Source organism: Acidovorax sp. LjRoot194 (assembly GCF_964253015.1).
GTDB lineage: Bacteria > Pseudomonadota > Gammaproteobacteria > Burkholderiales > Burkholderiaceae_C > Acidovorax.
Genome location: NZ_CAXUQB020000001.1, coordinates 4,280,001 through 4,302,391 on the forward strand (window position 1 = coordinate 4,280,001; position 22,391 = coordinate 4,302,391).

Annotated in this window: 19 protein-coding genes; 9 read left to right on the plus strand and 10 right to left on the minus strand. The window is 67.8% G+C overall.

Features of this window, described 5'->3' with window-relative positions:
* The first annotated feature begins 27 nt into the window (after positions 1–27).
* Together ACSQ3N_RS19485 and mltB are read left to right on the plus strand one after the other, a co-directional pair.
* Complete coding sequence (locus ACSQ3N_RS19485; protein ID WP_436147186.1) at positions 28–2,055, plus strand: transglutaminaseTgpA domain-containing protein; 2,028 nt, start codon at positions 28–30, stop codon at positions 2,053–2,055.
* Between the two features lie 17 nt (positions 2,056–2,072).
* Entirely contained in the window at positions 2,073–3,173 is a 1,101-nt protein-coding gene (gene mltB, locus ACSQ3N_RS19490; RefSeq protein ID WP_436147187.1) for a lytic murein transglycosylase B, read from the plus strand.
* On the opposite strand, the gene ACSQ3N_RS19495 is transcribed toward mltB, so the two are convergent.
* From ACSQ3N_RS19495 to ACSQ3N_RS19535, 9 genes are all read right to left on the minus strand, one after another.
* A complete protein-coding gene (locus ACSQ3N_RS19495) occupies positions 3,113–4,204 on the minus strand; it encodes an LLM class flavin-dependent oxidoreductase (protein WP_436147188.1) in 1,092 nt (363 codons plus the stop codon). The genes mltB and ACSQ3N_RS19495 overlap by 61 nt on opposite strands.
* A gap of 2 nt (positions 4,205–4,206) precedes the next feature.
* The gene (locus tag ACSQ3N_RS19500; RefSeq protein WP_436147189.1) at positions 4,207–5,151 is read right to left on the minus strand and encodes an ABC transporter substrate-binding protein; all 945 of its coding nucleotides are present in this window, start codon (positions 5,149–5,151) and stop codon (positions 4,207–4,209) included.
* A 24-nt stretch (positions 5,152–5,175) separates the two neighbouring features.
* Positions 5,176–6,111 (minus strand): ABC transporter substrate-binding protein, encoded by a 936-nt coding sequence (locus ACSQ3N_RS19505; protein WP_396503937.1) that lies wholly within the window; start codon positions 6,109–6,111, stop codon positions 5,176–5,178.
* Positions 6,112–6,276: 165 nt separating this feature from the next.
* Complete coding sequence (locus tag ACSQ3N_RS19510; protein ID WP_436147190.1) at positions 6,277–8,163, minus strand: amino acid ABC transporter permease/ATP-binding protein; 1,887 nt, start codon at positions 8,161–8,163, stop codon at positions 6,277–6,279.
* 76 nt (positions 8,164–8,239) lie between these two features.
* Positions 8,240–8,824 carry a GNAT family N-acetyltransferase gene (locus ACSQ3N_RS19515; protein WP_436147191.1) on the minus strand — a complete coding sequence of 195 codons (585 nt, stop codon included), beginning with the start codon at positions 8,822–8,824 and terminating at the stop codon, positions 8,240–8,242.
* A 27-nt stretch (positions 8,825–8,851) separates the two neighbouring features.
* Positions 8,852–10,057: a M20 aminoacylase family protein gene (locus ACSQ3N_RS19520; protein WP_436147192.1), complete on the minus strand. Its 1,206-nt coding sequence runs from the start codon at positions 10,055–10,057 to the stop codon at positions 8,852–8,854.
* Complete coding sequence (locus ACSQ3N_RS19525) at positions 10,057–11,415, minus strand: LLM class flavin-dependent oxidoreductase (RefSeq protein ID WP_436147193.1); 1,359 nt, start codon at positions 11,413–11,415, stop codon at positions 10,057–10,059. Before ACSQ3N_RS19525 ends, ACSQ3N_RS19520 begins: the two co-directional genes overlap by 1 nt.
* Before the next feature lie 37 nt (positions 11,416–11,452).
* Complete coding sequence (locus ACSQ3N_RS19530; protein WP_436147194.1) at positions 11,453–12,454, minus strand: LLM class flavin-dependent oxidoreductase; 1,002 nt, start codon at positions 12,452–12,454, stop codon at positions 11,453–11,455.
* A gap of 131 nt (positions 12,455–12,585) precedes the next feature.
* A complete protein-coding gene (locus ACSQ3N_RS19535) occupies positions 12,586–13,932 on the minus strand; it encodes a branched-chain amino acid ABC transporter substrate-binding protein (RefSeq protein WP_436147195.1) in 1,347 nt (448 codons plus the stop codon).
* 95 nt (positions 13,933–14,027) lie between these two features.
* Here ACSQ3N_RS19535 and ACSQ3N_RS19540 point away from each other — a divergent pair, with 95 nt between their 5' ends.
* Positions 14,028–14,414 carry an Hsp20/alpha crystallin family protein gene (locus ACSQ3N_RS19540; RefSeq protein ID WP_056416980.1) on the plus strand — a complete coding sequence of 129 codons (387 nt, stop codon included), beginning with the start codon at positions 14,028–14,030 and terminating at the stop codon, positions 14,412–14,414.
* Positions 14,415–14,581: 167 nt separating this feature from the next.
* Here ACSQ3N_RS19540 and ACSQ3N_RS19545 read toward each other — a convergent pair whose 3' ends face one another.
* Entirely contained in the window at positions 14,582–15,553 is a 972-nt protein-coding gene (locus ACSQ3N_RS19545; protein WP_436147196.1) for a helix-turn-helix domain-containing protein, read from the minus strand.
* 221 nt (positions 15,554–15,774) lie between these two features.
* Here ACSQ3N_RS19545 and ACSQ3N_RS19550 point away from each other — a divergent pair, with 221 nt between their 5' ends.
* The 6 genes from ACSQ3N_RS19550 (at position 15,775) to ACSQ3N_RS19575 (ending at position 21,809) form a co-directional block, all read left to right on the plus strand.
* Entirely contained in the window at positions 15,775–16,992 is a 1,218-nt protein-coding gene (locus ACSQ3N_RS19550) for an amino acid ABC transporter substrate-binding protein (protein WP_436147197.1), read from the plus strand.
* Positions 16,993–16,998: 6 nt separating this feature from the next.
* Positions 16,999–17,877, plus strand: a complete 879-nt coding sequence (locus ACSQ3N_RS19555; RefSeq protein WP_436147198.1) for a branched-chain amino acid ABC transporter permease — start codon at positions 16,999–17,001, stop codon at positions 17,875–17,877.
* A complete protein-coding gene (locus ACSQ3N_RS19560; RefSeq protein ID WP_436147199.1) occupies positions 17,874–18,821 on the plus strand; it encodes a branched-chain amino acid ABC transporter permease in 948 nt (315 codons plus the stop codon). The genes ACSQ3N_RS19555 and ACSQ3N_RS19560 overlap by 4 nt, the downstream gene beginning before the upstream one ends.
* On the plus strand, positions 18,814–19,578 hold the full coding sequence (locus ACSQ3N_RS19565; protein ID WP_436147200.1) for an ABC transporter ATP-binding protein: 765 nt from the start codon (positions 18,814–18,816) through the stop codon (positions 19,576–19,578). Before ACSQ3N_RS19560 ends, ACSQ3N_RS19565 begins: the two co-directional genes overlap by 8 nt.
* Entirely contained in the window at positions 19,575–20,285 is a 711-nt protein-coding gene (locus ACSQ3N_RS19570) for an ABC transporter ATP-binding protein (protein ID WP_436147201.1), read from the plus strand. The genes ACSQ3N_RS19565 and ACSQ3N_RS19570 overlap by 4 nt, the downstream gene beginning before the upstream one ends.
* Positions 20,286–20,357: 72 nt before the next feature.
* Positions 20,358–21,809: an aldehyde dehydrogenase gene (locus tag ACSQ3N_RS19575; RefSeq protein WP_436147202.1), complete on the plus strand. Its 1,452-nt coding sequence runs from the start codon at positions 20,358–20,360 to the stop codon at positions 21,807–21,809.
* The last annotated feature ends 582 nt before the right edge of the window (positions 21,810–22,391 follow it).

Here is a 22,391-nt window from a genome sequence, read left to right on the forward strand (position 1 = left end):
CGGAACGCCGAGCGTGACCCTTTCGCAATGACCCTGCGCCAAACGCTGACCTCCCTGCCGCGCGACGCGCGCGACACGCTGTTCCTGTTGTTCGTGATCGTCTGGGTCATCGCCCCGCAGGTCCCCAACCTTCCGGTGTGGACCACCGTGCTTGCGGGCGGGCTGCTGCTGTGGCGCGGCTGGCTGGCCATCCAGGGCAAGGCCCTACCGGGCCGCTGGACGGTGGCCGCGCTGCTGGCGCTGGCGGTGGTGGGCACGCTGCTCACCCACCGCACCATCCTTGGTCGCGACGCCGGGGTGACGCTGATCGTGTTGCTGCTGGTGCTCAAGATGCTGGAGCTGCGCGCCCGGCGCGACGCGATGGTGGTGTTCTTCCTGGGCTTCTTCACAATGCTCAGCAATTTCTTCTTCTCGCAGTCGCTGCCCACGGCGGCGGCCATGCTGGTGGCGCTGCTGGGCCTGCTCATGGCACTGGTCAACGCGCACATGCCCGTGGGGCGCCCTGCCCTCGCGCAGACCTTCCGCATCGCCGGCACCATGGCCTTGCTGGGTGCCCCGATCATGGTGGCGCTGTTCATGCTGTTCCCGCGCATGGCGCCGCTGTGGGGCATGCCCAGCGAGAACCTCACCGGGCGCAGCGGCCTGTCGGGCACGATGAAGATCGGCGACATGGCCGAGATCGCGCTCGATGAGCGCGTGGCCATCCGCCTGCGCTTCGAAGGGAGCGTCGACGATGTGCCGCCCCAGGCGATGCTCTATTTCCGAGGCCCCGTCTTGACGGGCTTCGACGGCCGGCAGTGGAATGCGGAACCGTTTCGCGAAGACAGCGCATGGGCGGCCCGTGTGGCCCTGCCGGCAAACCTGCAGACCAGCGGCCCCGCCGTGCGGTACGAAGTGACGCTCGAACCCCAGCGGCAACCCTGGCTGATGGTGCTGGAAGCCACCCCCGAGGCGCCCAGCCTGCCCAACATGCAGGCTTACATGACGCAGGATCTACAGTGGCTGACCACGCGCCCCATCACGGAGGTGCTGCGCTATAAGGCCGTGAGCTACCCGGAGTTCCGCCATGGCCCACAGCAATCGGTGCGCCCATTGCGCGTGCACACCGAGCTGCCGCCCGGTTTCAACCCGCGCACCCTGGAGCTAGCCACGCAGATGCGGGCAGACCCGGCCCTGTCCGGCGGAGGGACGCAGGCCCTCGTCACTGCAGCCCTGCAACGCCTGCGCACCGGCGGCTACAGCTATTCCCTCGACCCTGGCGTCTTCGGCGAACACACCGCCGACGAATTCTGGTTCGACCGCAAGGAAGGTTTTTGCGAACACATCGCCTCCGCGTTCGTCATCCTGATGCGCGCCATGGACGTGCCTGCGCGCATCGTCACCGGCTACCAGGGCGGTGAGCGCAACCCGGTGGATGGCTACTGGACCGTGCGCAACGCCGATGCGCATGCCTGGGCCGAAGTCTGGATGGAAGGCCGCGGCTGGGTGCGCGTGGACCCCACCGGCGCGGTATCCCCCGGCCGGATCGGCCAGTTCCAGCGCCTGCGGGCCCCCCAGGGCGCTTTCGCTGCGGCAATGGGCACCATGGGGATGACCCAGAGCCTGCGCGCCGTCTGGGAAGCCGTCAACAACAGCTGGAACCAGTGGGTGCTCAACTACACCCAGAGCCGCCAGATGGACCTGCTCAAGGCCCTGGGGTTCGAATCGCCCAGCTGGCAGGACCTGACCACCGTCCTGGGCTACCTGATCATCTCAGCTGCCGTGGTGGCTGGAGCCTGGGGCCTGTGGGAGCGCAGCCAGCACGACCCGTGGCTGCGGCTGCTGGCGCGCACGCGCCAGCGGCTGGCGCGGGCAGGCCTGGCGTTGCCAGACAACCTGCCGCCCCGCGCGATGGCCGAGCGCGTGCAGGCACAATTCGGCACCCCGGCCGCCGCGGTGGCCGACTGGCTGCTGCGCCTGGAGCGCCTGCGCTATGCCCCCGACCCCGGCGTTGAACTCGGCACGTTGCGCAGCGAATTCCGCAGCCTGCCCTGGCCCAAGCCCGCACCCCATTGAATACACCGATATCGGACATGCTGAACCCCTTGAGCCGGACCGCCCTTGCAATTGCTATCACATTGGTAGCATCCATCTCCACCCCAGCAAGCGCTAACACGCAAAAAACCCCGAAACCCGCGGGCAAGAGCAGCGCAGCGCCCGCCAGCCAGCCCGCCGTCCTGTACGCCACCCGCCCGGAGGCCCTGCAGTTTGCCGACGACCTGGCCGCGCGCCGCGACCTGGACCGCGAGTGGGTGCGCCAGGCCATCGGCCAGGCGCAGTTCCTCACGCAGGTGCCCCGCCTGATGCTGCCGCCCGCCAAGGGCACGGCCAAGAACTGGCGCGTGTACCGCAGCCGCTTTGTGGAGCCCATACGCATCCGCGCGGGCGTGCGCTTTTGGCAGCAGAACGAGGCCGCACTCGCGCGGGCCGAGCGCGAATACGGCGTGCCTGCAGAGATCATCGTGGGCATCATCGGCGTGGAAACCATCTACGGCCAGCAGATGGGCAACTTCCGTGTGATGGATGCGCTGGCCACGCTGGCCTTCGACTTCCCGTCGGCCCACCCGCGCGCCAAGGAGCGCACCGAGTTCTTTCGCCGTGAGCTCGAACAATTCCTGAGCTTCACCAACCGCAGCAACACCGACCCGTTCGAGGCCCGGGGCAGCTATGCCGGTGCCATGGGCCTGGGCCAGTTCATGCCGTCCAGTTGGGTGCGCTATGCCATCGACTTCGATGGCGACGGCCGAGTGGACCTGTTCAACAGTCCGACCGACGCCATCGGCTCGGTCGCCAACTACTTTCGCGGCCATGGGTGGACGCCCGGCATGCCCACGCACTTCGGCGTGCAGTTCGATGCCGCACGCCTGCAGCTCGATGACCTGATGGCCCCTGACATCCTGCCCACCTTCAGCGTCGCCAGCATGCAGGCCAAGGGCGCCGTGCTGGACGCCGCGGGCGTGCAGCACACCGGCCCGCTGGCGTTGATCGAACTGCAAAACGGCGGCGATGCTGCGAGCTACGTGGCAGGCACCGAGAACTTCTACGCCATCACCCGCTACAACTGGTCGAGCTACTACGCGATGGCCGTGATCGAACTGGGCCGCGAAGTGTCCGCCGCACGCGCCGGGCAGTGACCGCCGCAAGCCCCAGGCCCCGAATCAGCCGGTGACCAGCCGAGTTCCGGTGCGATGTACCGCGCGGTGTCGCTCAGGATCTGCGCATAGTCTTCGACGCTGAAGTCGTACGGAAGCTCCAGCCGCAACGCCTGCACCTGCGGCACGATGGGGTCCTGGCGCAGGCTCTCCAGAATCTCGTCCGACGTGCCCACCAGGTCGCGCGCGAACAGCGTGCGGCGGTCGCCCTGCGGTCCCAGCGTGCGCGGCAACCGCAATGCAGCCCATGCACGGTAGCGGGCGCGCGTGCCGGCGTCCGCACTGTCCAGCGGCACGATGACCCGCCCCAGCGCCACACGCGGCGCATACGGCGCCGACCAGTTCGCGTGGAACAAGTCGAGCTGGCTGCGCTGCGCCGCGAAGAAGTCGTCCGTCTGCTCACCTCGGTTGAGATTGCCGATCAGCAAGTGGTAGCCGTTCGCACCCGCCCATTGGGCTGACCGCAAAGAGCCGCCCCCGTACCACAGGCGCTCCACCAGCCCTGCAGCATGCGGCTGCACCCGCGGGCGCTGGCGGCCTGCAGGCGACTCCACGAAGAAATCATCGTCACCCAAGAAGTCGCCGCGCAAATTGCTGCGCAAGCGCTCCACCCGGGCGTGCGAAAAATCGATGGCCTGCGCATCGCCGTCGAACAAGCGCCCGCCCAACAGCGGCCCGTACGGCGGCGCCCCCGCACTCAGCCCCACCTGCAGCCGCCCGCGCGACAGCACATCCACCGTGGCCAGGTCCTCGGCCAGACGGAACGGGTTCTCATACCCCATCTGAATCACCGCCGTGCCCAGCGCGATGCGCCGCGTGCGCTGTGTGGCCGCAGCCAGCAGCGTGGCCGCGGACGACACCGCCCGCTCCAGATGCCGCTGACGCACCCACGCGCCCTGGTAGCCCAGGGCTTCCCCCAGCTCGAACAGGCGCAAGGTGTCTTCCAGCCCTTGCAGCGGGCTGTCCTCGGCGTAGTTGCCAGGGGTCAGGAATGCGAGATGCGCGATGGCCATTTTCAAAACTTCGGTAGTCCTGGGGGGTTGGTTTCGGATTTGGGCAAAGCCTCCTCCAGCAGGCTCCAGCGCTGTAGCGCCTGCGTGTACTTGCCGTTATTTATGAGCCTGTTGGTGGCCAGCGTCAGCGCATCGGCCAGGCCCGAGCCCTTGCGCGTGGTGATGGCCACGTCGGACTTGAGCGGCCAGCCCGCGTTCACCGTGCCCACGAGCTTGATCTTGCCGTCCTTGGCCGCGTGGTAGGCCTGCGGCGCGTTGGGGTTGAAGTTGGCGTCGGCCCGGCCCGACACCACGCCCAGCAGCCGCGCGGCGTCGTCGTCAAAGTACACGGGCTCCACGGGCTTGAGGCCTGCGGCGACGTTCTGCTTGTTCCACTCCAGCAGGATGCGCTCCTGGTTGGTGCCCGATCCGGTGATGACCTTGAGCCCCGCAATGTCCTTGGGCTCCTTGATGGACGTGATCTTGCTGTCGGCGCGCACATAAAAGCCGTGCAGCCCCAGGCGGTAGGTGGAGAAGTCGTACTTCTCCTTGCGCAGCTCCGTCACGCCCACGTTGGAGATCACCGCGTCGTACTTGCCCGAGGTGAGACCGAGCGGCCAGTCGGCCCAGGCAATGGGCAGCAGTTCGAGCTTGAGCCCCAGCGCGTCGGCAATCAGCTGCGCATAGTCCGGATCGAACCCCACCACGGTCTTGGCGTCGCTGGCATACGTGGCGATGGGCGGCGCAAACGGCGCGATCGCCACGGTGAAGACGCCTTCCTTCACGAACTTGAAATTCTTCGGAATGGCCTGGACGGCCGCTGCGTCTTTCTCGGCGCGGATGCGGCCTTTTTGCTCCGGACTGAAGTCGAACGCGGTGGCAGCACCGGCCACGGTCCACGCGCAGGACAGCGCGCACGCCGAGGCCAGGGCCACCAGGCTGCGGCGCGATAAGGAATGGAGAGTCATGAACAGTCCTTGAAGGCCGCAGGCTTACTTCTTGGGCAGGCCGGGAGGGTTGGTGCGCGAGACCTGGATGGCTTCGGACTGCAGGTTCCAGCGCTCGAGCGCCTTGGCATAGTTGCCGTTCTTGATCTGCGCGTTCAGTGCCGCGGTGATCGCGTCGGCAATGCCCGAGCCCTTGCGCGAGGTCACGGCGATCTCGGCCGCCTGCGGCCAGCCGCCCGAGAAGGTGCCGACCAGTTTCGTCTTGCCATCGCGCGCGTTGTGCGCGGCGATGCCGTTGGGGGCCAGGTACGCGTCGGCGCGGCCCGAGGCCAGCGCCAGGTACAGCACCACATCGTCGTCGTAGTACTGGATGTCCACAGGCTTGAGGCCTGCGGCGATGTTCTGCTGGTTCCAGCGCAGCAGGATCTGCTCCTGGTTGGTGCTCGCGCCCACCACCACCTTCAGGCCAGCCACATCCTTGGGTTCCTTCACCGACGTGATCTTGCTGTCGGCCTTCACGTACACACCCAGCTGGTCGTTGCGGTAGGTCGAGAAGTCGAATTTCTCCTTGCGCTCCTCGGTCACGGTGACGTTGGAGATCACCACGTCGAACTTGCCCGACTGCAAGCCTAGCGGCCAGTCAGCCCAGGCCACCGACACCAGCTCCAGCTTGCGCCCCAGGCTGTCGGCCACCAGCTGCGCGATGTCCGGCGCGTTGCCCACGGGCGTCTTGTTGTCGGTGGCATAGGCGCCAAACGGCAGCCGGCCCGTGGTGGTGCCCACGGTGAGCACACCATCTTTCGCAAACTTGAAATCCTTGGCGACGAGCTTGATCGCCTCGTCCACCTTCTGCGACCGCGGACGCGTGGGCTGCTCGGGACTCAGGTCGATGGCCTGCGCAGAGGCGTGGATGGGCGCCAGTGCGGCGATGGAGGCAGCGGCCAGTGCCAGGGCTGCGAGGGTTCGGTTCACAAGGGTCATGGATCGGCTCCGGGGATGAGATGGATGGGTCACGAAAACAGGCAAAGGAAGAAGCAAAAAATCGGATAGATCACAGCGGCACCCATGCCGCAGCCCGGCCTGGGCTACCGGCCGGCTGACCCATAAGGGCCGTTGCGGGTGAGGGAATATGAGGCGGCCGGCTGCTCAGAGCACCTTGGCCAGGAACTCCGCCGTGCGGGGGTGGTCGGGCTGGCTGAACACCTTGGCGGGGGTGCCGGTCTCCAGTACGCGGCCCTGTTCCATGAAGACGACCGTGTCGGCCACCTCGCGGGCAAAGCCGATTTCGTGCGTCACGATGATGAGCGTGGTGCCGGTGCGCGCCAGCTCCTTGATCACGTCGAGCACCTCGCCCACCAGCTCGGGGTCCAGCGCAGAGGTGGGCTCGTCGAACAGCAGCACCTTGGGCTTGAGCGCCAGTGCCCGGGCAATCGCCACGCGCTGCTGCTGCCCGCCGGAGAGCTGCCGTGGATAGCTGTGCGCCTTGTCGGACAGGCCCACGCGTGCCAGCAGCTCCAGCGCCAGCGCTTCGGCCTCGGCACGCGGCAGCTTGCGCACGGTGACCGGTGCTTCGACGATGTTCTCCAGCACCGTGAGGTGCGGGAACAGGTTGAAGTTCTGGAACACCATGCCCACGTCCACCCGGCGTTGGAGGATGTCCTTCTCACTCAGCTCGTACAGGGTGTCGGCGTCCTGGCGGTAGCCGATCAGCTCGCCATCGATGGCGATGAAGCCGTCGTCCACGCGCTCCAGGTGGTTGATGGTGCGCAGCAAGGTCGACTTGCCCGAGCCCGACTGCCCCAGGATCACCGTGACGCTGCCGGGTGGCACCGTCAGCGTCACGTCCTTCAGTACGCGCAGGGCGCCGTAGCTCTTGGACACGCCGTGGATGGTGACCTCGCCACCGCGATTGCGCTCGCCCGTCCAGCGCGGCACGGTGGCGACGGCGGGCGTGGGCGCTGCTGCCGGTGCGGCCACTGCCGTCTCAGCTTGAGTAGCCACGCGCCGCGCAGGCCACAGGCGCTGCGCAATGCCGCTGAAGATCGATGGCGGCGGGCTGCGCAGCGCGCCTTTGGAGAAATGCCGCTCGATGTAGTACTGCAGCAGCGAGAGCACAGTGAGGATCACCAGGTACCACACGGTCGCCACCATCAGCAGCGGGATCACCTCCAGGTTGCGGCGGTAGATGATCTGGATGGTGTAGAACAGCTCGGGCAGGGCCAGGATGTACACGTTGGACGTTCCCTTGGCCAGTCCGATGATGTCGTTGAAGCCCGCGGGCAGGATGGACCGCATGGCCTGGGGCAGCACGATGCGAAACGCCTGGCGGCGGCGCGGCAGGCCCAGGGCGGCCGCCGCTTCAAGCTGCCCCTGGTCCACTGACAAAATGCCGCCACGCACGATTTCAGACGCGAAGGCTGCCTGGTTCAGCGTGAGACCGATCAGCGCCGCCACGAAGGGGCTGATGAGCTGCGTAGTGGGGTACGAGAAGAACGTCCAGCCGGTGAATGGCACGCCCAGGCTCACGGTCTCGTACAGGTAGCCCAGGTTGTTGATGATGAGCAGCAGCACGATGACCGGGATGGACCGGAAGATCCAGATGAAGGTCCACGACAGCCCCGCCAGCAGCGGCGAGCGCGACACGCGGGCAAGCGCCAGGGCCGTGCCCAGCGTGAAGCCGAACAGCGCCCCGAGCGCCGTGAGCAGCAGCGTGCGGCCCAGGCCCACCAGCACAGGCTCCGAGAAGAAATACTCGCCGAAGATGCTCCAGCCCCAGCGCGGGTTGGTGAACACCGAATACAGCACCAGCGCGATGACCACCGCGGCAAACACCGTGCCGGCCGCCCGTGCCCGGTAGCGCGCGGGCACGACTTTGTAGTGTGAATAGTCGCCCTTCACCGGCGCAGGGGCCGGGGAAGACGAGGGTGTGAGGGCAGGCGCGCTGGGTGCATGGCTATGCGCACCAGGCGGTACCGCATGACCGGGGCCCAGCGGCAGACCGGCAGCAGCGTCCAGGGTGGTGGAGGTGGACATAGTGGTGAGGTCTCGCAGGCTGTCGGGGTTCGTGGAAAAGAGCGGGGGCAGGCGGGGCCGGTGTCCGTGGCGGCTTTCAGGCCGCTTGCGCAACGACCGCGGCGCGTCCTACGCCCAGGGCTTGCGGTGTGGCGGGCGCCGTCAACGTGGCGGTGGACTCCAGGCCCTCCACGGCGCGCAGGGTCTTCTCGAACGGCAGATGGCGGTACGTCTCGTGCGGCAGCGATGTGTCGAACAGCGCCGTGTACCCATGGCCCAGATACAGCCCGACGGCCTCGGGCTGGCGAAAGCCGGTGGTGAGGTACAGCCGCGCATAGCCCTGGCGCAGCGCCTGCGCTTCGAGCTCCAGCAGCACCTTGGCGGCGAGGCCCTGGCGGCGGTGGGCCGAGTGCGTCCACACGCGCTTGAGCTCCGCCGTGTGCGCATCGCTGTGGCGCTTGAAGGCGCCGCCGCCAATGGCCTGCCCGCCGCGCAGCAGCAGCACAAAGCTGCCACCGTGCTCCGGCGTGAACAGTTCGGGCGGGTACTTCTCCATCTCGCGCTGCCCGCCTTCGCGGTCATAGAACTCGCCGTAGCGCGACTCGTACTCGTGCGACAGCTCGTCGATGAGCGGGCGGGCCAGGGGATCGGCGGGCGAGGTGTAGATGAAGCGGTCACTCATGGAGAGGGCTTTCTCGTGAAAGGGGTCTCAGGCCAGAAACCGCTCGGCCAGCCGCACCCAGTACGTGGCCGAGGGCGCCAGGATGGCGTCGTTGAAGTCGTAGTATGGGCTGTGCAGCGATGCCCCATCGCCGTTGCCCACGAACACGTAGCTGCCGGGGCGTTTGAGCAGCATGAAGGCGAAGTCCTCGCTGGCTGTGCGCGGACGAAAGCCTGCGTCCACGCGGGCTGCGCCAAAGGTGTCCAGCGCCACGCTGCGTGCCAGCTCCGTCTCGGCCTCATGGTTGAGCACGGCCGGATAGCCGGGCCGGTACAACACATCGGCCGTGGCGCCGAAGCTCTCGGCCTGCGCGCGGGCGATGGCCGGAATGCGCTCCTTGAGCACCTCGCGCACCTCGGGCTTGAAGGCGCGGGCCGTGAGCTTGAGCTCCACGCTCTCGGGCACCACGTTGGGCGCGTTGCCGCCATGGATGGAGCCTACGGTGACCACGCCCATGTCCAGCGGATCGACGTTGCGCGAGACCACCGTCTGCAGCGCGGTGATGATGTGCGCGCTGGCCACCACCGGGTCCACCGTCTCGTGCGGCGCGGCGCCGTGGCCGCCCTTGCCGCGCACGGTGATGGTGATCTGGTCCACCGAGGCCATGGCAGGCCCCGTCACGCAGCCGAAGTGCCCCGCGCCCACGCAGGGCCAGTTGTGCAAGCCGAACACCGCGTCGCACGGAAAGCGCTCGAACAGTCCCTCGCCGATCATGCGGTGGGCACCGCCGCCGTTCTCTTCGGCGGGCTGAAAGATCAGGTTGAGCGTGCCGTCGAAGCGGCCCGACTCGGCCAGAAAGCGCGCGGCAGCCAGCAGCACCGTGGTGTGCCCATCGTGTCCGCACGCATGCATCACACCAGCGTTCTGGCTGGCATACGGCAGGCCCGTGGCCTCGGCGATGGGCAGTGCGTCCATGTCGGCTCGGATGCCCAGGGTCTTGGTGCTCTGCCCCCGGCGCAGCGTGCCCACCAGGCCGGTGCCCGCGATGCCGGTGGTGACTTCGTAGCCCCAGGACGCGAGGCGCTCGGCCACAATGGCCGAGGTGCGGTGCTCCTGGAACGACAGCTCCGGGTGCTGGTGCAGGTCCCGGCGCAATGCCTGGAACTCGTGGATGAAGGCGGCAATGCCCTCTTCCACACTTTTCACCCGCTGCAGGTCGTGCGCGGAAGCCGCTGCTGGCAATGCGGCGCCCATCACGCGGCTTTCTTCTCTGGCGCCGTGGGTGCGTCCACATCGGCCTGCGCATACCGGCTGGCCTTGCGCGGCAAGCCCAGGTGGTCGCGCAGCGTGTGACCCGGCAGCGTGCGCTGGTAGCGGCCGCGTGCCTCCAGCACGGGGATCACGTGGGTGATGAAATCATCGAGCCCCTGCGACAGCACGGGAAAGCCCAGGATGAAGCCATCGGCCGCGCCCTCGTCCACCCAATGGATGATCTCGTCGGCCACGCGCTCACCCGTGCCCACGAACTGCGAGCGCGGCGTGGCGGCCTCCAGCGCCACCTGGCGCAGGGTCAGGCCTCGTGCCTTGGCATCGGCCTTGATGCGGTCGGTGGTGGAGCGAAAACTGTTGCGGCCGATCTCGCCCAGCTCCGGGAAGGGCGCGTCCAGCGGGTACTGGCTGAAGTCGTGGTGGTCGAAGTAGCGGCCCAGGTAGGCCAGCGCTTCATCGACCGTGAGCAGCTCGCGAATGGCCTGGTACTTGGCGTCCGCCTCTTCCTGCGTGGCGCCCACCACGGGGCCGATGCCGGGGAATATCTTCACATCATCAGCCTGGCGGCCATGCACCACGGCACTGGCCTTGACCTTGCGCAGAAAGCTGCGCGTCTCCTCCACCGACGGCGAGTGGGTGAACACCGCATCGGCGTACTTGCCCGCCAGGCCGATGCCCGAATCCGATGAACCCGCCTGGAAGATCACCGGCTGCCCCTGCGGCGACCGGCCGATGTTGAGCGGTCCCGCCACCTGGAAGAAGCGGCCCTTGTGGTTCAGCGTGTGCAGCTTGGCCGGGTCGAAGAACTGGCCCGTGGCGCGGTTGCGCACCACGGCGTCTTCGTCCCAGCTGTCCCACAGGCCTTGCGTCACCTGCAGGTATTCGTCGGCGATCTCGTAGCGCAGCGCATGGTCGGGGTGGTTGCGGCTGTAGTTGCTGGCCGTGCCCTCGAGCGGCGTGGTCACCACGTTCCAGCCAGCGCGCCCCTGGCTGATGAGGTCCAGCGACGCGAACTGCCGCGCCACCGTGAATGGCTCGCTGTACGAGGTGGAGATGGTGCCCGCCAGCCCGATCTTCGACGTCGCCACGGCCAACGCCGACAAGATGGAGATGGGCTCGAAGCGGTTCAGAAAGTGCGGGATGGACTTGGCGTTGATGAACAGCCCGTCGGCCACGAAGGCGAAGGCGATGCCGTTGGACTCGGCCTTCCGCGTGGTCTCGATGTAGAAGTCGAGGTTGACGCTCGCGTCCGCGGGGCCTGCGGGGTGCTTCCACGAATTCATGTGGCCGCCTGCACCGTGCAGCATGACGCCGAATCGGATGGGTTGTGGGGTGTTGCTCATGGTCTCTGTTCCTGGGGAAAGTGGTGCGGCTGGCGGGTCAGGCCTCGGCGGTGGCATAGGCGCCCGCCAGCAGTTCGACCGAGGCCAGGCGGTCGGCAAAGCCTGTGACGGGCGTGTCGACCACGAACTCTTCGATGCCGTAGCGCTCGCTGAGCGCATCGAGCTGCTCGCGCACATGCTCGGGCGAGCCGGCGATCACATGGGGCCGGGTTTCTTCGAGCCGGTAGTCCGCCACGCCGGCCTGGCGCGCAAACTCCGCGGCGGCCTGGGCACTGGGCAGGTTCACGCTCTGCCCGGTGGACAAATGCAGCTTGAAGACGCGCAACGCGCCCACCAGGCTGTCGGCCTGCGCCTGCGTGGGGGCCACGAGCGCATAGAGCGCCAGCGACGGGGCCCGGCCCGCAGCTTCGCGGTACACGCGCACCGTGCGCTCGATGTTGACGGGGTCGCCGTTGAAGTGGCCCGCGTACGTGAAGTGCCAGCCATGGCGCGCCGCCAACGCCGCGCTGTCGGGGCTGCCGCCGAGCAGGTGGCGCTCGGGCAGGCTGGGCGGTGCGGGGTAGGCCACAGCGCCCGCCAGCGCGTGGTCAGGGTCCAGCGTGCCGTGCAGGAAGGCGTCCAGCTCCGCAAAGCGCGCGCTGAAATCGGACGGCCTGGATTTGTCGTGCAGCGCCTGCAGCGCCCGGGTGGACAGCGGCAGGCCACCGGGCGCCTTGCCCACACCCAGGTCCACGCGGCCGGGCGCCAGGGATGCGAGCACCTTGAACGCCTCGGCCACCTTGAAGGGGCTGTAGTGCTGCAGCATCACGCCGCCAGAGCCGATGCGGATGCGCGAGGTGCGCGCCAGCAGGTGCGCCACCAGCACCTCGGGCGCCGAGCCGGCCAGGCCCGGGTTGCCGTGGTGCTCGGCCACCCAGAAGCGGCGGTAGCCCAGTTGCTCGGCGCGCTGGGCCAGCGCTACGGTGCGCTGCAGCGCCTCGGCCGCCGTGGCCCCTTCGGGGATGGGACTTTTGTCGAGCAGGGAGAGGGCGTAGGACACGGTGGAGGCAGCGATTCGCGCATGGGTGATCAATGCGACAAATTCTGTGGCCCGACGGCCTGCACCGGTTGCGCTAACTTTTCATATCGATATGCGGCGCGCGCTGCGCCGCATACCGCCCACGCCGTGGGTCAGGGTCGCTGCATGGTGCAGCTGTGCGGCTGCTGTGCCTTGGCGGCGGAGATCTGTCGCACCACGCGAAAGCCGTAGCCCGAGCCTTCCACGTCGAACTTCACGCCCGGTGCGCCCTTCTTGTCCATCACGCCCACCACCAGCGCCTGCTGGAACTGGTGGTCCGCCGCGCGCATGCTGCCGCCCTGGCCCGACAGCTGCACATTCGCGCTCTCCATCTGCCGCGCCACAGCCACGGCGTCGGTGCTGCCCGCGCGCTCGATGGACTGGGCCAGCGCCTCGACCATGAGCTGCATGCGCATGTGCACGTAGTCATCCTGCGGCTTAGGGAAGCGCGTGCGGAACGACTGGTAGAACGCCTCGCTCTGCGCGCCCGGCACGTTGGGCAGCCAGTCGGCCACGGCCACCACCTTGCCGATGCCCGCGTCGCCGATGGCGGCGGGCGCGCCCAGGGCGTTGCCATAGAAGGTGTAGAAGCTGCCTTCGTAGCCCACCTCGCGCGCGGCCTTCACCAACAGCGTGAGGTCGTTGCCCCAGTTGCCGGTGACCACGGCCTGCGCGCCGCTGGTCTTGATCTTCACCGCATAGGGCGCGAAGTCCTTCACCCGGCCGATGGGGTGCAGCTCGTCGCCCACCACGGCCACGTCGGGGCGCTGGGCGGCCAGTTGCTTCTTCGCCTCGCGCAGCACGGCCTGGCCGAAGCTGTAGTCCTGGCCGATGAGGTAGACGCTTTTCAAGGCCTTGTCCTCGCGCATCACTTCCATGAGCGCGGCCATGCGCATGTCGGCATGGGCGTCGAAGCGAAAGTGCCAGAAGCTGCATTTCTCGTTGGTGAGAATGGGGTCCACCGCCGAGTAGTTCAAAAAGATCACGCGCTTGTTCGGCTCGCGCTCGTTGTGCTTGTTGATGGCCTCGATCAGCACCGCCGCGGTGGCCGACGAATTGCCCTGCAGGATGACCTGCGCGCCGTCGTCGATGGCCGCGCGCAGTGCCGACAAGGCCTCTTCGTTCTGGCCCTTGCTGTCGTAGCGCTCCAGCGCCAGCGGGCGGGGGCCGCCGCTGCTGGCGGGCAGCTGCACGCCGCCGCGTGCGTTCACACGCTCCATGGCCCAGTAGACGTTGCGGTACACGGCCTCGCCGGTGTTGGCAAACGCGCCCGAGAGGCTTTCGATGAGCGCCACCTTCACCGGCTTGGCGGGCGCACTGGCAGCTGTTGAAGCGGTGCCTTGGGCCGCCGCCGGGGTCACCAAGAACAGCACCCCGGCGACGCCGACAACTGCGGCAAAAACCGATGGACGTAATGCCGTGGCGCCTGTTTTCAAGCCCCCGGAACGCAATTTATTCATGCCACTTTTTCCCTTGAAAAGCGATGCGGCCGTACACAACTCCTGTCCATGCGGCGACCACGTCGAGAGCCGCGCAGTGTATAGGAGTACTTTCCATGATCTTCGCCCCCGTCGCCCGCCGTTCCGCCTTCAACGCACCCCGCTCTGCCGACCTGGCGCTGCAACGCTTCTTGCTGGGCAGCTTCGCCAATGCAGCCCCTGCAGGCTCTGCCGGCGTGAGCGTGACCCAGGACGAAAAGACCACCACCTTGCAGCTCGATGTGCCCGGCCTGGCGCGTGAGCAGCTGTCCATCCAGATCGAAGGCAACCAGGTGCGCCTGCACAGCGTGGAAGGCGCGCCCCGCCAGGTGCAGCGCGCCTGGGAGCTGGCCACCGACATCGACGCCGCCAACAGCTCCGCCAAGCTGGAAAACGGCGTGCTGACCCTGACGCTGGCCCGCCTGGAGCCCGTGAGCCGGGCCACGTCGCTGAGCATTCAGTAAACGGCTGCGCTTGTTGCACAGTTGCCCGCCCACACAGGGGCGGGCAGTCAGCCACCAGCACGACTGCTATTGATTCAATAGCTGGAAGCGCCCTTACCGCACGCGGTAGGGGCGCTTTTTCTTATGAAACGACCTGCCGGCAGGCCTGCGCAGCGGCCCGGGCGCGCTCAGTGTGGCAGTGCAGGAACCCGGGCCCGCGCACGGTACTCGCTGGGGCTGCAGCCCACATGGGTGCGGAACACGCGGCTGAAATGCGCGCTGTTCGAAAAGCCCCAGGACAGCGCGATGTCCGTCACTGATCGCTGCGCCTGCGCACTGCTGCGCAGGTCGCGCAGGCAGGCCTCCAGCCGCCGGCGCTGGATCATGGCGGCCAGCGTTTCCTCGTCGTCGGCCACCGCGTTGTAGAGGTGCCGCTTGCTGCAGTTGAGCGCCTGCGCCATGCGGTCGATGGTGAGTTCGGGGTCGCCCAGGTGGCGGTCGATGAACTGGCCGATGCGGTCGCGCAGGGCCTCGCGCTGCGACACGGCGCTGTGCTGGCCGTTGCGCTCCAGCAGCGACAGCTGCACCAGGTGCGTGATCACGTCGGCCACACCGTCGGCAGCGGTGTCGGACATGCTGGGCAGCTCGGTGAACGCCGCGCGCATGGTGTCCCACGCCAGGCGCGACACGCCCGTGGTGCCTGAAAACCGCTGCACCATCAGGTCGTCGAGCTTGAGCTTGCGCTCGGGCAGTTGTTCCTTGGGGATCATCAGCACCATCTGGCGCACGGCCTCGGGGTTGCTCACGGCATAGGCGCGCGTGGTGTCGTACACGCTCCACTCGCCGGGCGACAGCCACACCTGGCGGCCGTTCTGCTCGAAGCAGGCGCGCCCTTCGAGCTGCGCCACCACCTTGATGTAGGCCCGGTCGCTGCTGCGGATGAGGCTGGGGGTGCGCACGACACGGTGGCGGCTCACGTCGAGCTGGCACAGGTTGATGTAGCCCGCCTGGCCCGACGTGATGTGGCCCGCGAAGGCCTCGTCGCCGAAGGCATCGGACTCCAGCCCGCCAATGAGGCGCCACACCGCATCGCCCCACAGGTGCAGGCGGTCGCGCGGTGGCACGGTGTCGGTCGATACCTCGGTCAGAGGGTGGGCCATGGGTGTCTCCAGTCGTCATGCAGACGGTGCCGCCTGTCTCAGCGGGATTATCGGCCGCGCCGCTATTCCTGCGGCGGGCACGGAAATCCGGGTAAACCCCCTGCGCCGTGCACGCTGGGACAAGGCTTTTGTGCACGCTCAGCCCAGCGTACCGGGTTGCGTCTTCCTACGATCCGGGTACGGCCTGCACTGCGCGGGCCTCCCATCCGAGGAGACACACAATGACAACGCATTCACCGTCCCAACCCTCCAAGCGCCAATGGATCAAGGGGGCCGCCGCCACCGTGGGCGCGCTGGCCGTGGCGCCGCAGCTGCTGGCCCAAGGCAATGGCAGCGGCCCCGTGCGCATCGGCTACGCGATTGCCCGCACGGGTCCCTGGGCTGCGGGCGCCCAGGTCAGCCAGGAGCCCAACTACCTGCTGTGGGCTGAACAGGTGAACGCCGCCGGCGGCCTGAGCATCAAGGGCGCCAAGCGCCCCATCGAACTCATCGGCTACGACGACCGCAGCGAGACCGAGACCTGCGTGCGCACGTTCGAAAAGCTCATGGGCAGCGACAAGGTGGACCTGATCCTGCCGCCCTGGGGCTCGGGCGCCAACTTCGCCATCGCGCCGCTGGCCAACCGCTTCGGCTACCCGCTGCTGGCGCCCACCGCCCTGTCGCGCAAGCTGATCGACATGAACCTGCCCTACTTCTTCTCGCTGCTGCAGCAGCCCGACAAGATGATGGGCGCGCTGGTGGACATGCTGGTGGCCAACGGCGTGAAGTCAGTGGCCATCGTTTACATGGACGACCTGTTCGGCCTGGAAAACTTCGCGGCGCTGAACAGCGCGCTCAAGAAGACCAGCATCCAGGTGGTGGAGAGGAAGAGCTACCCGCTGGGCGTGAAGGACCTGGCGCCCGTGCTGCGCGGCATCAAGGACCTGAACCCCGATGCCTTCATCGGCATCACCTACCCGCCCGACACCATCCTGGCCAGCCGCCAGGCGCGCGAGGTGGGCCTGAACCCCAAGTTCTTCTACGCCTCGGTGGGCACCGCCTTCCAGTTGTACAAGAACGTGATGCAGGCCAACACCGAAGGCGTGATCGGCATGGGATCGTGGAGCGTGAAGACCAGCCCCGAGGCCAAGGCGTATTTCGACGCGCATGTGAAGAAGTTCAGCAAGGAGCCCGACCGCTGGGCCAGCGGCCATGCCTGGGCGGGCCTGCAGATCCTGCAGCAGGCCGTGGAGAAGGTGGGCCTCGACCGCAAGGCGCTGCGCGAGCACATCGCCAAGAACGAGTTCAAGACCATCCTGGGCGGCATCCGCTTTGCAGGCAGCGAGAACGCATCCATCCCCGGCACCGTGAGCCAGTGGCAGGGCAGCGACTTCGAAGTGGTGTGGCCCAAGGACCGCGCCACGGCGCAGCTGAACACCAACAAGCCCGCCTGGAAGTAAGACGGCATGTCCCTGACCTCCTGGGCCGAACTGGTCGCCAGCGGCCTCATTACCGGCGGCATCTACGCGCTGGTGGCCATGGGCCTGAACCTGCAGTACGGGCTGATGCGCATCATGAACATCTCGCATGGCGAGTTTGTGATGCTCGGCGCCTTCCTCACCTGGTGGGCACACACCGCCTGGGGTTGGTCGCCGCTACTGCTGATGCCCATCGCCTTCATCGCGCTGTTCGTGCTGGGCGTGGCGGTGCATGCGCTGTGCTTCAAGCGCCTGGCGGCGCGCGCACCCAACGTGGACGTGTTCGAGGCACGCAGCCTGATGGTGGGCTTTGGCCTGATGTTCCTGGTGCAGAACACCGCCCTGCTGATCTGGGGCGGCGACCTGCGCGGCTACGAATACCTGGCCGACCCGGTGCAGGTGGCAGGCATGCGCTTCACCGAGAACAAGCTGGTGCTGTTCGGCGTGGCACTGGCGCTGTCGGCCGCGCTGATCGCGCTGCTCAAGCTCACGCTGCTGGGCAAGGCCGTGCGGGCGCTGATGCAGTCGCCCACGGGCGCGCAGTTGGTGGGCATCAACACCCGGCGGCTGCACCCGATGATGTTCGGCATTGGCCTGGGCCTCTCAGGCGTGGCGGGGGCGCTGCTGTCGATGACCTACGAGATCTCGCCTTCCATGGGCGAGCCCTACACCGTGACCGCGCTGATCGTGATCACGCTGGGCGGCTTCGGCAGTCTGGCGGGCAGCCTGGCCGGGGGCCTGCTGCTGGGTGTGGTCGAAGCCCTGGGCATGCACTTCAGCAGCCCCTCTCTCAAGATGCTGCTGAGCTATGCGGTGTTCATCGGCGTGCTGATCTGGCGTCCTAACGGCCTCTTCTCCAAAAAATGAAACTCCATTCCAACAAGCCCTGGCTCGCGCTCGCCGCGGGCACGGCCGTGGTCGGCACCCTGCCCTGGCTGGTGTCCGAATTCATGGCCTCGGTGCTGCTCAGCTGCCTGATGTACATCGCGCTGGCCACCAGCTGGTCGCTGTTCTGCGGCGCTACGCGCTATCTCTCGCTGGCCACCTCTGCCTTCTTCGGCATCGGGGCGTATGCCAGCGCCACGCTGCTCGGTAGCCTGCCCTGGCCGCTGGTGATCGTGGCCGGCGCACTGATCGCCGCCGTGGTGGCCATCGTGATGGGTGCGGCGGTGCTGCACCTGCGCGGCACCTATTTCGCGGTGCTGACCTTCGGCATGACGGAGCTGATCCGCCATGCGGTGACCTTTGTCGAAAAGCAGGTCTCCGGCACGGTGGGCCGCGTGCTCACGGTGGTGCCCAGCAACGAGACGGTGTACCTCACGGTGCTGCTGATCGCGGCGGGCGCCATCGCCACCGCGATTGCCGTCCAGCGCAGCCGCTTCGGCCTGGCGCTCTCGGGCATCGGGGCCGACGAGCAGCGCGCGCAGACGCTGGGCGTGGACACGCGCCTGGCCAAGATCGCGGGCTTCGGCATCACGGCCGCGTTTGCCGGCGCCGTGGGCGCGGCCATGGCGGTGCGCTGGACCTACATCGAACCGGCAGCAGTGTTCAGCCCCTTCATCGGCTTCCAGACGGTGCTGATCGCGCTGATCGGCGGCGCGGCCAGCATCGGCGGCCCGGTGCTCGCGGCCATCGTCTTCAGCCTGCTGGCCGAGACGCTGCGCCTGCAGCTGCCCTACGGCTACATGATGGTGCTGGGTCTGCTGCTGATCCTGTGCGTGATGTACCTGCCCAACGGGCTGGCCACGCTGTGGCAGCGCAAGCGGGCGGCCACGCCCGCCGCACCTGCCACGGAGGCTAGCCATGTCTAAGGCCCTCTTGACCATCGACAGCGTGACCGTGCGCTTTGGCGGCCTGACCGCCGTGGACGGCGTGAGCGCCACACTGCATGCGGGCGAGCTCATCGGCATCATCGGCCCCAACGGCGCGGGCAAAACCACGTTCTTCAACGCCATCTCGGGCGTGCAGCCGCCCACTTCGGGCACGCTTGTCTGCGGGGCCGACAACCTCACCGGCAAGGGCCCGCACCACTATGCGGCCCACGGCATCGCGCGTACCTTCCAGACACCGCGCGTGTTCCCGGACATGACGGTGCGCGACAACGTGCGCTTCGGCATGCAGTTCGCGGGCCGCCACCGTCAGGGGCCCGTGGGCCTGCGCAATGAGGACGAGATCCTGGCCATGCTGGGCCTGTCGGCCCTGGCAGACCGACCCGCAGCCGACGTGACGCCTTCGCAGCAGCGCCTGCTGGAGATCGGCATGGCCCTGGGGACGCGCCCTCGCCTGCTGCTGCTCGACGAGGTGGCCGCCGGCCTGACCGAGGCCGAGGTCGACGCCATGGCCCAGCGCATCCGCCGCCTGCGCGATGACTGGGGCCTCACTGTGGTGTGGATCGAGCATGCGGTGACCACGCTGCTCAAGTACGTGGAGCGCGTGCTGGTGCTGCACCAGGGCCGCAAGATCGCCGACGGCACGCCGGCCGAGGTGGTGCATAACCCGGAGGTGATTGAGGCCTACCTGGGCGATGAGATGGGCACACAGACAACGCCCGAAGGAGCCACGGCATGAGCGGCGCACACCTTACGGTACAAGGCCTGACCACGGGCTACAACGGCTTTCAGGTGCTGCAGGACCTGTCGCTGGAGGCCCAGCCCGGCATCACGGTCATCGTCGGCCCCAACGGCGCGGGCAAGACCACGCTGCTCAAGGCGCTGGCGGGGCTGCTGCCGCGCCAGGGCACGGTGCTGCTCGACGGCCAACCAGTTCCCGCGATGAACGCGACGGCCTGCGTGCAGCGCGGCCTGGCCCTGGTAGCCGAGGGCCGCCAACTATTCCCGCAGATGACGGTGACCGAGAACCTGGAACTCGGCGGCTGGCTGGTGCCCTCGCGGGTGCGCGCCGAGCGCCTGGCCCAGGCCTTCGAGGACTTCCCGCGCCTCAAGGAACGCGCCCAGCAACTGGCCGGCACCATGAGCGGTGGCGAGCAGCAGATGGTGGCCGTGGCCCGCGCCATGATGAGCGGCCCGCGCCTGTTGATGCTGGACGAGCCATCGCTGGGGCTGGCACCGCGCATGGTGGACGAACTGCTCGCCATCGTGCAGCGCATCGCGGCGCAGGGCGTCACCGTGCTCATGGTGGAGCAGAACGTGCGCAAGGCGCTGCAGGTGGCCCAGCGCGGCTATGTGCTGGAGCGCGGGCGCATCGTGGCGTCCGGTGAGGCCTCGACCTTGTTGCAATCGGATGCAGTGCGGCAGGCGTATCTCGGCGTAGCCTAGCCGCCGCCCTATTCCCCTCATTTTTTTCTTGATCGAACTTCCTTCGTTCTTGTTGTCCAGGAGACTTTTCCAATGACTGCCATTTCCATGCTGATCCACGGCGAGCGCGTGCAAGCCACCGGCGGCGCGACTTTCGAGCGCCGCAACCCGCTCGACGGCTCCGTGGCCACCACCGCCCCCGCCGCCACCGTGGCCGATGCCAAAGCCGCCGCAGACGCCGCCGCCAAGGCCTTCCCGGCCTGGTCGGCCCTGGGCCCCAATGCCCGCCGTGCGCTGCTGCTCAAGGCGGCGCACGCGCTCGAAGCCAAGGGCGATGCATTTGCTGCCGCCATGGCCGCAGAGACCGGCGCATCGGGCCTGTGGGCCGGCTTCAACGTGCACCTGGCAGCGGGACTGCTGCAGGAGGCTGCGGCCCTGACCACGCAGATCGCGGGCGAGGTGATCCCGTCCGACGTGCCCGGCAGCCTGGCCATGGGCGTGCGCCAGGCCGCTGGCGTGGTGCTGGGCATCGCGCCGTGGAACGCGCCCATCATCCTTGGCGTGCGCGCCATCGCCACGCCGCTGGCCTGCGGCAACACGGTCATCCTCAAGGGCTCTGAGCTGAGCCCCGCCACGCACGGTCTGATCATCGAGGCCCTGCAGGAAGCCGGCCTGCCCCCGGGCGTGGTCAACTTCGTGACCAACGCGCCCGCCGATGCCGGTGCCGTGGTCGAGGCCATCGTGGCCCACCCGGCCGTGCGCCGCGTGAACTTCACGGGCTCGACCAAGGTGGGCCGCATCATCGCGCAGACATGTGCCAAGTACCTCAAGCCCGTGGTGCTGGAGCTGGGCGGCAAGGCCCCGCTGCTGGTGCTGGACGATGCGGATGTGGATGCCGCCGTGGCAGGCACCGTGTTCGGCTCGTTCGCCAACTCGGGCCAGATCTGCATGTCCACCGAACGCATCATCGTGGACAACGCCGTGGCCGATGAGTTTGTGGCCAAGCTGGGCGAGCGCGCCAAGGCACTGCCCCTAGGCGACCCGCGCAAGGGCCCGGTGGTGCTCGGGTCGGTGGTGGACATCGCCACGGTGCACCGCTGCAATGCGCTGATTGACGACGCGCTGGCCAAGGGCGCCACGCTGGTGTGCGGCGGCAAGAGCGAGAACACGCTGATGGCCGCCACCATCCTGGACCACGTGACGGCCGAGATGGAGATTTATCGCGAGGAGTCGTTTGGCCCGGTCAAGCCGGTGGTGCGTGTGAACGGCGTAGAGGAGGCGATCGCCTGCGCCAACGACAACGAGTTCGGCCTGTCATCCGCCGTGTTCAGCCGCGATGTGTCGAAGGCGTGGAATGTGGCGGCGCGCATTGATTCGGGGATTTGCCACGTCAACGGGCCGACGGTGCATGACGAGGGGCAGATGCCGTTCGGGGGGGTGAAGAGTTCAGGGTACGGGCGGTTTGGGGGGATGGCAGGGGTGCGGGAGTTTACGGAGCTGCGGTGGATTACGGTGCAGACGACTGCGCGGCACTATCCGTTCTGAAGCGGTGCTGTCTGTGGATTGAGGTTGTGCTGCCGCCCATCCGTTCGGGTTGAGCTTGTCGAAATCTGGGCACATCGATCCACGTCCGTTCGGGTTGAGCCTGTCGAAACCAAGGCGCAGCGACCCACATCCGTTCGGGTTGAGCTTGTCGAAACCTGGGCGCTGCTCGCAGGCTCGCTGATGGGCAGCATGCCTTTGTTGACGGCGGAGGCCGGGAGTCGCCCGGCGTGCGAGTAACTTTCTTTCGCGTCGCCGAAAGAAAGTCACCAAAGAAAGGGCGACCCTACAGCCTGCGTCCCCACTCGCCCTGCGGGCGAGTGGGGCAACCTGCGGTGCTCGTGCGGGGGGCGCGCTGCGGAACTCGCTGCGCGCTTCGCGCTACGCTCAAACAACCGCAGCGAGTCAGTAGACGAAGGCGTGTGCCCTTCGGCACACGCCCGCCCCCCGCACTGCGCTCCTCGGCGCATCCTGAAGGGCTGGGGGAGCCAACATCCACACGGGCCATCGCTGCGCTCGGCCTAGCGGTCGCGGCGCGAAGCGCCTGCGCGTTCGGGGCCGAGCAACGCGATGGCCCGTGTGGCT

What these genes read in the sequence shown, in the direction of transcription:
- ACSQ3N_RS19550 (WP_436147197.1), top strand. Translation starts at nt 15,775, where the DNA reads ATGACAACGCATTCACCGTCCCAACCCTCCAAGCGCCAATGGATCAAG.
- ACSQ3N_RS19510 (WP_436147190.1), bottom strand. Translation starts at nt 8,163, where the DNA reads ATGTCCACCTCCACCACCCTGGACGCTGCTGCCGGTCTGCCGCTGGGC.
- ACSQ3N_RS19565 (WP_436147200.1), top strand. Translation starts at nt 18,814, where the DNA reads ATGTCTAAGGCCCTCTTGACCATCGACAGCGTGACCGTGCGCTTTGGC.
- ACSQ3N_RS19525 (WP_436147193.1), bottom strand. Translation starts at nt 11,415, where the DNA reads ATGAGCAACACCCCACAACCCATCCGATTCGGCGTCATGCTGCACGGT.
- ACSQ3N_RS19570 (WP_436147201.1), top strand. Translation starts at nt 19,575, where the DNA reads ATGAGCGGCGCACACCTTACGGTACAAGGCCTGACCACGGGCTACAAC.
- ACSQ3N_RS19555 (WP_436147198.1), top strand. Translation starts at nt 16,999, where the DNA reads ATGTCCCTGACCTCCTGGGCCGAACTGGTCGCCAGCGGCCTCATTACC.
- ACSQ3N_RS19545 (WP_436147196.1), bottom strand. Translation starts at nt 15,553, where the DNA reads ATGGCCCACCCTCTGACCGAGGTATCGACCGACACCGTGCCACCGCGC.
- ACSQ3N_RS19560 (WP_436147199.1), top strand. Translation starts at nt 17,874, where the DNA reads ATGAAACTCCATTCCAACAAGCCCTGGCTCGCGCTCGCCGCGGGCACG.
- ACSQ3N_RS19505 (WP_396503937.1), bottom strand. Translation starts at nt 6,111, where the DNA reads ATGACCCTTGTGAACCGAACCCTCGCAGCCCTGGCACTGGCCGCTGCC.
- ACSQ3N_RS19500 (WP_436147189.1), bottom strand. Translation starts at nt 5,151, where the DNA reads ATGACTCTCCATTCCTTATCGCGCCGCAGCCTGGTGGCCCTGGCCTCG.
- ACSQ3N_RS19540 (WP_056416980.1), top strand. Translation starts at nt 14,028, where the DNA reads ATGATCTTCGCCCCCGTCGCCCGCCGTTCCGCCTTCAACGCACCCCGC.
- ACSQ3N_RS19515 (WP_436147191.1), bottom strand. Translation starts at nt 8,824, where the DNA reads ATGAGTGACCGCTTCATCTACACCTCGCCCGCCGATCCCCTGGCCCGC.
- ACSQ3N_RS19495 (WP_436147188.1), bottom strand. Translation starts at nt 4,204, where the DNA reads ATGGCCATCGCGCATCTCGCATTCCTGACCCCTGGCAACTACGCCGAG.
- ACSQ3N_RS19575 (WP_436147202.1), top strand. Translation starts at nt 20,358, where the DNA reads ATGACTGCCATTTCCATGCTGATCCACGGCGAGCGCGTGCAAGCCACC.
- ACSQ3N_RS19520 (WP_436147192.1), bottom strand. Translation starts at nt 10,057, where the DNA reads ATGGGCGCCGCATTGCCAGCAGCGGCTTCCGCGCACGACCTGCAGCGG.
- ACSQ3N_RS19485 (WP_436147186.1), top strand. Translation starts at nt 28, where the DNA reads ATGACCCTGCGCCAAACGCTGACCTCCCTGCCGCGCGACGCGCGCGAC.
- mltB (WP_436147187.1), top strand. Translation starts at nt 2,073, where the DNA reads ATGCTGAACCCCTTGAGCCGGACCGCCCTTGCAATTGCTATCACATTG.
- ACSQ3N_RS19535 (WP_436147195.1), bottom strand. Translation starts at nt 13,932, where the DNA reads ATGAATAAATTGCGTTCCGGGGGCTTGAAAACAGGCGCCACGGCATTA.